The 11986-nt window shown below is 64.2% G+C and carries 13 protein-coding genes; 11 read left to right on the top strand and 2 right to left on the bottom strand.

Annotation, left to right across the window (positions count from 1 at the left end; all coding sequences use genetic code 11):
* The first annotated feature begins 20 nt into the window (after window positions 1-20).
* From C8J33_RS22870 to C8J33_RS27625, 11 genes are all read left to right on the top strand, one after another.
* Window positions 21-1220 (top strand): amidohydrolase family protein, encoded by a 1200-nt coding sequence (locus C8J33_RS22870; protein WP_132665456.1) that lies wholly within the window; start codon window positions 21-23, stop codon window positions 1218-1220.
* A gap of 182 nt (window positions 1221-1402) precedes the next feature.
* On the top strand, window positions 1403-1903 hold the full coding sequence (locus C8J33_RS22865; RefSeq protein WP_132448261.1) for an RNA polymerase sigma factor: 501 nt from the start codon (window positions 1403-1405) through the stop codon (window positions 1901-1903).
* A 156-nt stretch (window positions 1904-2059) separates the two neighbouring features.
* The gene (locus C8J33_RS22860) at window positions 2060-3061 is read left to right on the top strand and encodes a FecR family protein (protein WP_132665455.1); all 1002 of its coding nucleotides are present in this window, start codon (window positions 2060-2062) and stop codon (window positions 3059-3061) included.
* A gap of 139 nt (window positions 3062-3200) precedes the next feature.
* Window positions 3201-5495, top strand: coding sequence for a TonB-dependent receptor (locus tag C8J33_RS22855; RefSeq protein WP_132665454.1), 2295 nt, complete (start codon window positions 3201-3203; stop codon window positions 5493-5495).
* Between the two features lie 66 nt (window positions 5496-5561).
* Window positions 5562-5852, top strand: coding sequence for a DUF2218 domain-containing protein (locus C8J33_RS22850; protein WP_132665453.1), 291 nt, complete (start codon window positions 5562-5564; stop codon window positions 5850-5852).
* A gap of 25 nt (window positions 5853-5877) precedes the next feature.
* A complete protein-coding gene (locus tag C8J33_RS22845) occupies window positions 5878-6795 on the top strand; it encodes a siderophore ABC transporter substrate-binding protein (RefSeq protein WP_132665452.1) in 918 nt (305 codons plus the stop codon).
* A complete protein-coding gene (locus C8J33_RS22840) occupies window positions 6792-7769 on the top strand; it encodes an ABC transporter permease (protein ID WP_132665451.1) in 978 nt (325 codons plus the stop codon). The genes C8J33_RS22845 and C8J33_RS22840 overlap by 4 nt, the downstream gene beginning before the upstream one ends.
* Window positions 7762-8703 carry an iron chelate uptake ABC transporter family permease subunit gene (locus C8J33_RS22835; RefSeq protein WP_132665450.1) on the top strand — a complete coding sequence of 314 codons (942 nt, stop codon included), beginning with the start codon at window positions 7762-7764 and terminating at the stop codon, window positions 8701-8703. The genes C8J33_RS22840 and C8J33_RS22835 overlap by 8 nt, the downstream gene beginning before the upstream one ends.
* Complete coding sequence (locus tag C8J33_RS22830) at window positions 8700-9458, top strand: ABC transporter ATP-binding protein (protein WP_132665449.1); 759 nt, start codon at window positions 8700-8702, stop codon at window positions 9456-9458. The genes C8J33_RS22835 and C8J33_RS22830 overlap by 4 nt, the downstream gene beginning before the upstream one ends.
* Window positions 9459-9547: 89 nt before the next feature.
* Window positions 9548-9868: a hypothetical protein gene (locus C8J33_RS22825; RefSeq protein WP_132665448.1), complete on the top strand. Its 321-nt coding sequence runs from the start codon at window positions 9548-9550 to the stop codon at window positions 9866-9868.
* Window positions 9869-9940: 72 nt separating this feature from the next.
* On the top strand, window positions 9941-10342 hold the full coding sequence (locus C8J33_RS27625; protein ID WP_422038943.1) for a DUF6180 family protein: 402 nt from the start codon (window positions 9941-9943) through the stop codon (window positions 10340-10342).
* A 2-nt stretch (window positions 10343-10344) separates the two neighbouring features.
* Here C8J33_RS27625 and C8J33_RS22820 read toward each other — a convergent pair whose 3' ends face one another.
* Entirely contained in the window at window positions 10345-11511 is a 1167-nt protein-coding gene (locus C8J33_RS22820) for an MFS transporter (protein ID WP_110802545.1), read from the bottom strand.
* Window positions 11512-11577: 66 nt separating this feature from the next.
* A complete protein-coding gene (locus tag C8J33_RS22815; protein WP_110802318.1) occupies window positions 11578-11925 on the bottom strand; it encodes a helix-turn-helix transcriptional regulator in 348 nt (115 codons plus the stop codon).
* Window positions 11926-11986: the final 61 nt, after the last annotated feature.

The following is an 11986-nucleotide window of genomic DNA, read 5'->3' as shown; positions in this document are numbered from 1 at the left end:
ATCCGGAACCGGGAGACCCCATGACACGCTCCGAAACACTCTTTACCCATGCCAGGCTGATGGATGGCACGCTGTGCGACATCGCCGTCGCCGACGGGCGCGTCACCGCGATTTCCGCTGTCGGCACGCTTTCGCGCGTTGCCGATACCATCGATATCGCCGGTGCGCTGCTGGTGCCGGCCTTCGTCGAGGGGCACATCCACCTCGATACCAGCTTCTACGGCGACCGGTGGATTCCGCATCGTCCGTGCACGGATGGATTCGATGTGCATGAGCGAGTCGCATTCCAGGCCGAGAACATGGCCTCGGCCGCGCCGATGGACAAACGTGCCCGCGATCAGCTCGACCTCTGCATCGCGAGCGGCTCTTTGCAGATGCGCAGTCATGTGATGGTCGATGGTTCGGTCGGGCTGAAATCGCTCGAGACGATCCTCGCCGTGCGCGAGGATTACAAGGATCTCATCGACATCCAGCTCGTCGCCTTCCCACAGTCCGGGATTCTCAAAAGTCCCGGCACGCCGGAGCTGCTGGACGCAGCCCTCGGCCTCGGCGCGGACCTCGTCGGCGGGCTCGACCCTGCGAGCTTCGACCGGGATGTGAATGGCCATCTCGACGTCGTCTTCGGTCTTGCCGAAAAGCACGGCGTCGATATCGACATTCACCTGCATGATGCAGGCTCGATGGGTGCCTTCACCATCGAGGAGATCTGCGCGCGCACGGCAGCGCTCGGCATGCAGGGGCACGTCACCGTCAGCCACGCCTACGGTCTCGGCGATCTCGCGCCGGACCCGGCCCGAAGGCTGGCAGCAAAGATCGCGAAGTCCGGAGTAGCCATCATGACCAACGCACCCGGCAACCATGTCTTCCCGCCCGTGGCGCTCCTGCGCGGCGAAGGCGTCACGGTCTTCAGCGGCAGCGACAATATTCGCGATTCCTGGTGGCCCTATGGCGATGGCGACATGCTGCGCCGTGCCGAGATCATCGGCTACCGCTCCGGCTTCTACACGGACGCGGAGCTTGCCGCCGCCTTCGACGTGGTCACCACGGGTGGTGCAAAGGCGCTGCGTCTGGAGGGCTACGGCGTCGAGATCGGCGCCAAGGCCGATTTCGTCACGCTGGACGCCGCCCACATTCCCCTTGCCGTCGTTTCGGTGCCGAAGGGGCGTCGCGTGTTCAAGGCCGGACGGCTCGTCGCGCAGGATGGCACGGTGCTGCGGTAGGCTCCGTGGTTTCGTTGTCGCTATTTGCCCCGACGACCGTCATCTTCCGCAAGAATCGAGGGTGACAGCCGGAGATATCATGAGTAAAGGAGTTAGGTATGAGAAAGCCTGGAATGCGATGACGACATCGGCTTGATGCCCGATGAAACGGTGCGTTCGCAGAACCGAGGTCGCAAGAGCGAATGACGAACATGGAAGTCCGCCATCAGGTCTATGTCGCCCAACGTCCGGCACTCGTTGCGTACGCATCGCGCATTCTCGGCTCCCGGGATACGGCCGAAGACATCGTTCAGGATGCCTTCCTCAGGTTCATGCCGGCGAATGCGCAGGAAACCTCGTCGGGACAGCTGGTCTCCTATCTCTACCGGATCGTCCGCAATCTCGCCTTCGATGTCATGAAACGGCAGAAGCTCGAAGCAAGGGAAAGCGTCGATCCACCCTACTGGACGGTGCCGTCCCGTCATCCGACGCCGGAGGATATCGTTGCCGCATCGGACGAATTGCGGCTGATCGAAAGGTTGCTCGAGGACTTGCCTCTGGAAACCCGGATCGCGCTCGAAATGCACCGGTTCGGCGGCTATACGCTGAGCGACATCGCGGCACATCTGGGCATATCCGTCGCGACGGTGCATCGGCACGTACGAACCGGGATGGTTCGTCTCGCCTCCGGCCTCGCCTCGTAAGCGTGTGATTCAACCGTAAGCCATGAAAAATTATTGCCTCCTGCTCGTCTTTGCTAGACGACGTGCATCCTGCACGAGGCAACAGCCAGCGACGGGACGCTTCGATGGGCGCTCCTCTTTCGATCGGGATGCTGCGGTCATAGGAACTTCGCAACGGTGAAAACGAACCCACCTTTTCCGGAAGCAACGCTCGGCGAAGCCACGGACTGGTTCCTGGAGATGCGGAACCGTCCTGATTGTCTCGAGACGCAGGCCGCCTTCCAGCAGTGGCTGTCGGCGTCCGAAGATAACACGGCTGCGTGGCACCACGTGGAGAAGACCTGGGCGCTGCTCGGCGAGACCCGCCCAGTTCACGCCGCGGACTGGGAGAGGGCTGCAACGGGCACAGTGGCGGTTGTACCTTTCACTGCGAAACGGTCAGAACCGCGTCGAAGCCGGCTGGCCGGCGCCGCCCTGCTGGCAGCGGCGGCCTGCGCCGTGGCATTTCTGGCGGGTCCCGCTCTTCTCCTGCATTTGCGCGCGGACGAAGTGACGGCGTCGGGAGAAAGCCGGCGCGTCGTGCTTGCCGATGGAACGACCGTGGATATGAGCGGTGGAACCGCCTTTGCCGTAACGATCGACAAGCAAGAGCGCCATGTCGAACTGCTGAAGGGCGAGGCCTTCTTCGACGTCACGCATGATGCAGGCTGGCCTTTTACCGTCGATGCCGGCGGCGTTACCGTGAGGGTTCTCGGCACCGCCTTCGACCTGCAGACCGGGGAGCAGGATACGACCGTGGAGCTTGCGCGCGGATCGGTCGCCATCTCCTATGACGGGGAGAGCCAGCGCAGCACGTTCGAACTCTCCCCCGGCGAGACTGCAGCGATCGACCGGGAGACCGGAACGGCGATCCGGGGAAAGGCCGATATCGAGGAGATGGGCGCCTGGCGAAGCGGCAAGCTCTCCGTCGACAACGTCACCATCGCCAGCGCCATCGAGCGCATTCAGCGCTATCACCCGGCCTGGATCACGATCGCGGACGGCACGCTCGGCTCTCTCCGCGTGACCGGCCTCTACGATCTGCGCGATCCCGATCGTGCGCTGAATGCGCTGGTCCGGCCCTTCGGCGGCAAGGTGCGGGCCGTCACGCCCTATGCCCGCATCGTCTCGCGCTACTGAGTGATTTTTCGCAGAAAGATCCGTTCTCGGCACGATTGTCAGAAAAACGTCGATCGGGGTGAGAAAAAACGGAACGTCGATCGTCTTAGAAAGGATGCGCGTGCCGTGGCCATGCTCTGACAGAGAGACGAGAGTAAGAATGCGTTCGCCGATATGCCGACAGAAAGTCGCAGATCTGAAGATCAGCAGCTGCAGGCTTTTCAGCCTGCTTGTCACGACCGCAATGGTGGGGCTGGTTACCCTTGCAGCGGCAGAGGGATCGCCGGTCGCGGCGCAGACGGTCGAGGCGAAGCATGCGTTTTCCATTGCCGCGCAGCCGCTTTCTCAAGCTTTGAAGACCTTCGGCCGGCAATCTGGCCTGCAGATCACGCTGGCGGCGGAAACGACGCGCGGCGTGCAGGCCCGCCCCGTCAGCGGCCAACTGACCGCGCGGCAGGCACTGGCTGAGCTGCTTGCCGGCACCGGGATTTCCTACGGCATCGCTGAGGGTACCGCGACCGTGGGTAGGCTTGGCGGTGCAAACACCGATGGCGGCATCGTGGCGGGCAACGGTGCGACGGTCCTTGCGCCGATCACCGTCTTTGGCGTCGGCATGACCAGCCCCGGCCAGATCACCATTTCGAGCCAGGAGCTGGAACAGAAGAACCCGGCCAGCATTGCCGATGTCTTCAAGGGGGAGCCGGGCGTCTCGGTCGGCAGCTCGCTTCCAATGTCGCAGAAGGTTTATGTCCATGGCATCGAGGAGACCAATCTGGCCGTGACCATCGACGGCAGCCGGCAGAACAACAAAGTCTTTCACCACTCGGCCACCAACCTCATCGATCCCGGCCTCCTCAAGACCGTCAACGTCGATGCGGGCGTTGCGCCGGCCGATGCCGGGCCGGGGGCGCTTGCCGGCGCCATCGCCTATGTGACGAAGGATGCGCGCGACCTTCTCGACGGCGACGGCTATGGCGGCTTCGTTAGCTCCAGCTACAATCTCAACAGCGATACGGTGGTCACGGGGCTCTCGGGCTATGCCATGAAGGATGGGCTGGAGGCGCTCGGTACGTTCACCTTCGGCAAAGGCAACGAATTCCATGTAGGCAACGGCGACGAGGTGCTCGGCACCGGCACGGACTTGATCAGCGGCATCGGCAAGCTCGCCTACACGTTCGACAGCGGCGACCGGATTTCGATCAGCCATGATCGCCTGCGCGACGATGCCGAACGACCCTTCCGCGCCAATGCAGGTTTCATCGAAGGCCGCCCGCCGTGGGAGCCGCGGGTTCGCGACTATGCCCTGGAGCGGCAGAACACGGTCTTCACCTATACCGATAGCACGCCGGAAGGCTGGTGGGACCCGAAGGTCATTCTGGCCTACAGCCGCACGAGCGTGGAAACGAAGATTTATCTCCGGCCCACGCTCAATATTCCGCCCTATGACGGGGTCGGCGAAACCGGCAGCCTCAACGGCAAGGTCCAGAACACCTTCGCGCTCGCCAACGGCACTATCGTCGCCGGCATCGACGTCTACAACGACAGGGCGGAGCTCGACGATCTCTTCGATTCCGCGACGGAGAAAGCGCGCGACATCGGCATCTATGCCCAAGCGCGCATCGAGCCGTGGGAGAAAACCCGCCTTTCGCTAGGCGCACGCGGCGACCAGCAGTGGTTTACCGGCACGACGGGCGAGACATGGGATCATTCCGGTCTCAGCGGCAATATTTCCGGCGAATACGACCTGATCGAAGACACGCTGACGGCCAAAGCAGGGTATTCCCGCGTCTGGGCTGGTATTCCCCTTGCTGAGAACTTCATCATGAACCCCAACTGGGATTATGGCGACGGTCCCGATCCGGTTCGCTCGAACAATGCCAATCTCGGCCTTACGGGGACATTCAACGATTTCACGATCGAGGGCAGCATCTTCCGCACGAATATCGATAGTGCCAGAGCCCCTCGCTACGCCGTGCCGCTCGGCGTGCAACAGCGTGACGTGACATCAAAGGGCTTCGAGATCGGCGCCGGGTACAGCTGGGATGCAAGCTCGGTGAAGGTCAAATATGCCGATATCGACGTCGAGATCGACGGCCAGCCGGCGGATTCCGAGCTTGGCAGCTACCTTGCGGCACCCGCCGGGCAGATCATCACCCTCACGGCCATCCACACCTTCGTGGACCTGGGCGTGACCCTCGGTGCCGATGCGGAATTGGCGGTCGACTACGACGATGTCGCGCCCGGCAGTAGGCCCTATGAGGGATATCAGGTGTTCAACGCCTTCCTCGAATACAAGCCACCGACCAAGCCGAACCTGACCTTGCGTGCCGACATCAAGAACGTCTTCGACGAGACCTACGCCGACCGCGCCACCTACGGGCAGGAATTCGGCACCGTAACCCCCCTCTACGAACAGGGTCGGACCTTCATTCTCACCGCAAAGACCACGTTCTAGGCCCGCACGACGACACTGGCGGCGGGCATGCTCCGCCGCTGCATCCGCCAAAATAGGAGTCCGCCAATGCTCGAAGCGACAAGCCGGTTTGAAACGAACGAGGGGCAGAAGTACCTCGTGCAGCTGTGCAAGCATTTCGCCCACAAGATCGAGGTTGACCAAGTGGGCGACCGGGGCGAGCTGCGGTTCTCCTGCGGCACGGGTTTTCTCGCAGCGAGCGCCGAAGGGCTCGACATCCGCGTTCGCTCTCCCGACGATCGGAGCCTGGGCGAGACGAAGGCCGTGATCGAAAGCCACCTCCTGCGTTTCGCCTTTCGCGAGCCGTTCGGGGCCCTCCTATGGACACCGGCAGCGTGAGAACCGGACAAAGAGGATGAACGGCATGAACGTTTCCCGACATCGCAGAGCCTGGTGGCTCATCGCCATCGCCCTGACCCTGCTGCCAGCCGGGCTCGTCCGGGCGACCGATATCCAGACGGCAGCGGGCATCGTGCCGGTTGCCGAGCGTCCCGGCAAAATCGCCGTGTTCGACATTGCGGCCGTCGATACGCTCGACAGCATCGGCGTCGAGATCGCTGGACTTCCGAGCAATCTCTATCTGCCGGAACTGCAGGCGCTCGCACGAAAGGCCGTTTCCGTCGGCACGATCTTCGAGCCCGATCTCGAGGCCCTGAGCGCGCTGCAACCGGATCTTATCATTCTCGGCGGTCGCTCGTCACCGAAGCGGGCAGCAACCGAGCAGGTCGCGCCGAGCATCGACATGACGATGGATGGCGACGATCTTCTCGACCAGGCAAAGGGTCGGCTGGCCGCCTATGGCGCTCTCTTCGGCAAGCAGGCGGAGGCCGGCAAGGTCGAGGCGGAGCTGGATGCGGCCGTCGCGCGGGCGAAAGCGGCCGTTGCGGGCAAGGGCCGGGCCCTGATCATCATGACCAACGGCCCCAAAGTCACCGCCTACGGCGTGGGCTCGCGGTTCGGCTGGCTCCACAGGTCGCTCGACCTCACCCCGGCGGTGGCTGACGTTGATGCGGCCATTCACGGGGAAGCCGTCTCCTTCGAATTCATCCGCGCCGCCAATCCGGACTGGCTCCTCGTGATCGACCGGGCAGCGGCCATCGGCTCGCAGGACCAGAACGCGCGGGCGACGCTCGACAATGCGCTTGTCGCCAAGACGACGGCATGGACAAAGGGGCAGGTCATCTACCTGCCTGCCGGGGATTTCTACATTGCAGCCGGCGGGACGCGATCGATGATCCGGGTCTTCGACGCGGTCACACAGGGCTTTACGAAGAGCCCATGAAAGCGGAATGGCGCAAACGCATCACCTTGCCCAGGGTGGCCGCGGCCGCGGCCCTCGTCATGCTGGTCTGTCTCAGCCTCCTCATCGGTGCCGATACCCTGTCGCCGACGCAGCTTGTGAGTAATCCCGAAGTGCTGGAACTGCTGCTCACAAGCCGCCTGCCGCGCACGCTTGCAGCCCTTCTCACAGGCTCGGCGCTCGCCATTGCCGGGCTGATCATGCAGGCGCTGGTGCGCAACCGTTTCGTCGAGCCCTCCACGGCCGGGACGGCGCAGAGCGCCGCGCTCGGTATCCTCCTGATGACGCTCGTCTTTCCCGCGGCCTCCCTCGGCGTCAAGATGATCGGCGCAACCGCGCTCGCTCTTCTCGGCACCTCCGTCTTCATGGCGACGGCCGACCGGCTGCCGGTCACGCAGCCGCATCTCGTGCCACTGTTCGGCCTCGTCTACGGCGGCGTCATCGGCGCCGTCGTCACCTTCGTCGGCTGGCAGACGGATCTCCTGCAGTTCATCGACATCTGGACGAATGGCGAGTTCTCCGGCGTCGTTCGCGGCCGCTACGAGTTTCTCTGGGGCGCCGGTATCATGGTCGTCCTCTCCTGGTGGATCGCCGACAGGCTCACCGTTCTGTCGCTCGGCCGGGAGGCCAGCATCGGCCTCGGGCTCGATTACGTCTGGACCCTGCGTCTCGGCCTTCTTGTCGTCTCCGTCATCGCCGCGCTCACGGTGTCCGTCGTCGGCATCATCCCCTTCGTCGGGCTCGTGGTGCCCAATATCGTCTCCCGCGTCATCGGCGACAATCTGCGCGCGTCCATTCCCTGGACGGCACTGTCCGGAGCGCTGCTGGTGCTGGGTTGCGATATCGTCGGCCGGCTGATCCGCTACCCCTACGAGATCCCGGTCGCGACCGTCATGGGCGTCGTCGGCGCGCTCCTGTTCCTGAAGCTGATGCGCCTGCGTCCGTCCCATGCATAAGCGCCGCCTTGTCCTTCTGGCGGCCCTTGCGGTTGTCTCGGTCGCGGCCTTCCTGACCCTCGGCCTACGGGGAAACCTCGCCTTCGTGCTGCAGATCCGTGCGGTGAAGCTGCTCGCGCTCGTGCAGGTGGCCGTGTCCGTGGCGCTGTCCACCGTCCTGTTCCAGACCGTTACCGCCAACCGAATTCTCACGCCCTCCATCATGGGGCTCGATGCGCTCTATCTTTTCGGACAGACTCTTCTCGTCTTTCTCCTCGGTGGCCTCGGCTATGCGGCAATCGGCGGAGGCTGGAAGTTTGCGGCCGAAGTCCTCATCATGATTGCTCTCGCCGCCGTCCTGCTCCGTCCCCTGCTCACCGCGCGTCTCGACATGAGCCTCCTGCTTCTGACAGGCGTCACCATCGGCCTTCTCTTCCGCAGCCTGTCGCAACTCCTGTTCCGCCTGCTCGATCCCAACGCCTTCGCCGTGGTGCAGGCGGCCAGCTTCGCCAATTTCAATGCCCTGCGCGCCGACCTCACCATCATCGGCAGCGTCGTGACCTTTGCCGCCGCGGCTCTTTGCTGGCACCAGCGGCACAGGCTCGATGTCATGGCGCTCGGCCGCGAAGCCGCCATCGGGCTCGGTATCGACTGGTCGCGGACAGCGGCGCTCCTGCTCCTCATCGTCGCGCTTCTGGTCGCGGTGTCCACGGCCCTTGTCGGGCCGGTCGCCTTCTTCGGCCTGCTGGTGGCGGCCCTTGCCGAGCGTATCCTCGGCACACGGCGACATGCCGTCCTCTTGCCCGCCGCCGCTCTCGTCGCGATCATCCTTCTGGTCGGCGGCCAGGCGATCTTCCAGCATCTGCTGGGCAGCGCCTCGACGCTCGGCGTCGTCATCGAATTTGCCGGCGGCATTGCCTTCCTTCTTCTGCTCTATCTGGGAAGCCGGACGTGATCCTCATCAAAGACCTATCCCTTGCCCATGGCGGCACGCCGATCCTCAGGGACATCAACCTGACGATCGATCGCGGCGGCATCATCGCCCTCGTCGGGCCGAACGGCGCGGGAAAGTCGAGCCTCCTGTCGCTGATCGCGCGCCTGCGCCCTCTACAGACCGGCCGCGTCGTCATCGACGGTCTGCCTGTGACAACGACTCCCGGCCGGGAGCTTGCGCGACGGATGGCGATCCTGCGCCAGGACGGGGTATTCGCCGGCCGCCTGACCGTGCGCGAACTCGTGGGCCTCGGCCGCTTTCCCCACAATCAGGGCCGCTCGACGCCGCAGGACAGGGCGCGCGTCGAGGAGGCGCTGGCGCAGTTCGGCGTGGCGGATCTCGCCGAACGTTTTCTGGAGACGCTGTCGGGCGGCCAACGCCAGCGCGCCCTTGTCGCCATGACCTTCTGCCAGGGCACCGACTACCTGCTGCTCGACGAGCCGCTCAACAACCTCGACATGTTCCATGCGCGCCACCTGATGCAGAGCCTGCGGCGCATGGCGGACGAGGAAGATCGCACGGCCATCATCGTCCTCCACGACATCAATCAGGCCGCCGCCTATGCCGACCGGATCATCGCGATGCGGGACGGCCGTGTCGTCGTGGACGGCACGCCGCAGGACGTGCTGACGCCCGATACGCTTGCCGAGATCTTCGGCTACCGCATGCAGGTAACGCAGATCGGGGGAAAACCCCTCGTGCTGCACCACCTGTGACGCGAGGACCGGGAGAACCCACGCGTCACAGGTGGTGCCACAAAAGCGGCCATTCCCCACGCTACGGATCGTCCCGCAACGAGGAACCCATGATGCGCTTGTCTCTTCTGACCCTTGCCATCCTGATGACGGCGACCGTCGTTCATGCGTCGTCCGACGACGCCTGGGCGAAGCTCAACCTGACGGTCGCGGAGACCTGTGCGGCGGCGAGCGGGCTGAAGCACGCGCATGTCTCGGAGATCATCCAGTTCGACGATACGCTCGGCAAAGTGGCGACGCTGGTCAGCGGCGTCTTTCCGCAAAAGGCGCTGAAGGGCGCGCATGGCAAGATGCTCTGCATCTTCGACAAAACATCGGGCAAGGCCTGGATCGACGAGGCCAAGGGCTGGAGCGCGCCCGACCTGCGCTGATGCCTCGCCGATCCCCGATCTCACCCCAAACGATGCGGACGCAAGCTTCTCCGAAAGCCCGTGCCGTAAGACCTGAACAACAGAAGGACTATCCCCCATGAAAGCTGTCACCCGCTCGCCGCTCTCGGATTCATCGGTCTGCCCGCAGCGTCGCAGGCTGCCGACCAGGATTTTACGCTGACCTACCATGTCGAGCGCATTCCAGCGGCAAAGCTCAGCATCGACACCTGCGGTAGCGTCGTCTCCGAGGTTGCGGAAAAGGCGGGCCTCGGCGCCGCTCTCCAGAGCTTCCCGGGCCAACTCGTCACCGTTCAGGGTGGCACATCCGGCAGCGGCGCCTTCGTCGTGCAGTGCATCGCGGTCGATGCGACGACGGTGGCGGTGGTGCAGGGGTTCGACTACCAGAGCACGAAGGGTCCTCTGGGCGATGCCGCCGACCAGATGATCGCGGCGCTAAAGGCGGAAGCGCAGTAGGCTTAAGGCCGCCTCTCCCGGGTGAAGAGCTCGTAAAGCACGAGCAGCAGCACTGTGGCTGCGAACACCACGATGCCGATGACCTCAAGGCCGAGGGAGCGGGTCATCAGGCCCGTGAGGGCCGTAACCACGGCGCCGCCGAGGCCTGCGGCGGCAATCTGGAAGCCGATCGCGCTGTTGGCGTGCTCGCGCCCCACGCGCCCGGGCGTCAGGCTGATCAGCGAGGCGAAGATGGGCGCGAAGAAGAAGCCGATCATCATGAGGCCGAGCACGCCGAGCGCCGGCACCGGGGCGAGCCAGAACAGGAGCGCGCCGAGCGCTGCGGCGAGAATGCAGATTCGCAGCGTCTTGAGGAGGGGCACCCGGTTGGCGATGAAGCCGAAACCGATGCGCCCTATGGTGAGGCTGCCCCAGAAGAGGCCGACCACGAGGCCGGCATTGGTTTCCGAAAAGCCGCGCCCGAGCGTCAGCAGCGTGTAGCTCCACTGTGCCGCCGTCACCTCGATGCCGCAATAGACAAAGAAGACGAGCATGCCGAACCAGACGACCGGCTTGCGCAGGGTCTCCGATACCGGCGCTGCGGGCAGCTCCTCCGCGACGTCGTGTCCGATCTCCGCCACCTCCTCCCAGCGCGACCGGGTGAGGAAGAACGTGGCGGCCAGGACCAGCTGCGCGCTGCCGACAATCGCGTAGCTTACCTGCCAGACGAGCCCTGACCCGAGCACGCCGGAGACGAGCAGCGGTCCGATGGTGGTGCCGAGGCCGAAGAAGGCATGCAGCCAGTTGAGGATCTGTGGGCTGAAATGGCGCGCGCCATAAGCGTTTAGCCCCGCATCGACCGCGCCACCACCGAGCCCGGCGAGGAAACCGAGCGCAATCATCAGCGGCCACGCCGGCGTGAGCGCGAAGCCGAGCAGGCCGATGGCGGCGGCGAGCGTCGACAGCGCCAGCACCATGCCGATTGGTACGCGCCGCAGCACCGCGCCGCTCATGAAACTCGCCGCTAGATAGCCGGCCGTGGTGACCGCAACCAAAAGCCCGAGCCGGTCGAGCGGCAACGTGAAATCCGCGCGGATCGACGGCCAGGACACGCCGAGAAGACCATCGGGAAGCCCGAGGCTGATGAAGGCGAGAAAGGCCAGCGTCGTGAGAAAACTGCGTTTCGACATTTCGGAGATCATGCCTTCATCTGGGGAAGCGGTCGGGTGTTGTCGGTTGAAGGCGAACGACCCGCCTCACGGTGCCCCGTCGGGTGTGTCGGCCAGCACACAGGCCAGCAGGCCGGGAAAGCGTGCATCGAGATCCTGCCGCCGCAGCGTTAGGCGCCTTCCCCGGCCGGATGCCTCGTTGCGGATGATGCCAGCCTCGCGCAGCACCTTCATGAGATGCGACTTGGTCGATTTCGGCGTCGAGGCATCGGAAAGATGGCATTGCGCCATATCGAGCGGGCCAGAGGCAAGCTGCCGCACGATCGCGAGCCGCTCCGGATCGCTGAACGCGAAGAGCACCTGCGTCAGCTTCAGGTCGCCCGGTTCGGGATGGGGGAGATCCAAATGCGGGATGGGAGCGATATCGGGTGTCATGGTTCGAATTTAGTTGAACGGACACGCCTTTGCCAGTAAAGAAAAGTTCGAAAAATCTCGA

The sequence above is a fragment of the Rhizobium sp. PP-CC-3G-465 genome (assembly GCF_004343445.1).
GTDB lineage: Bacteria > Pseudomonadota > Alphaproteobacteria > Rhizobiales > Rhizobiaceae > Ferranicluibacter > Ferranicluibacter rubi.
This window is presented reverse-complemented; position numbering and strand designations above follow the sequence as displayed.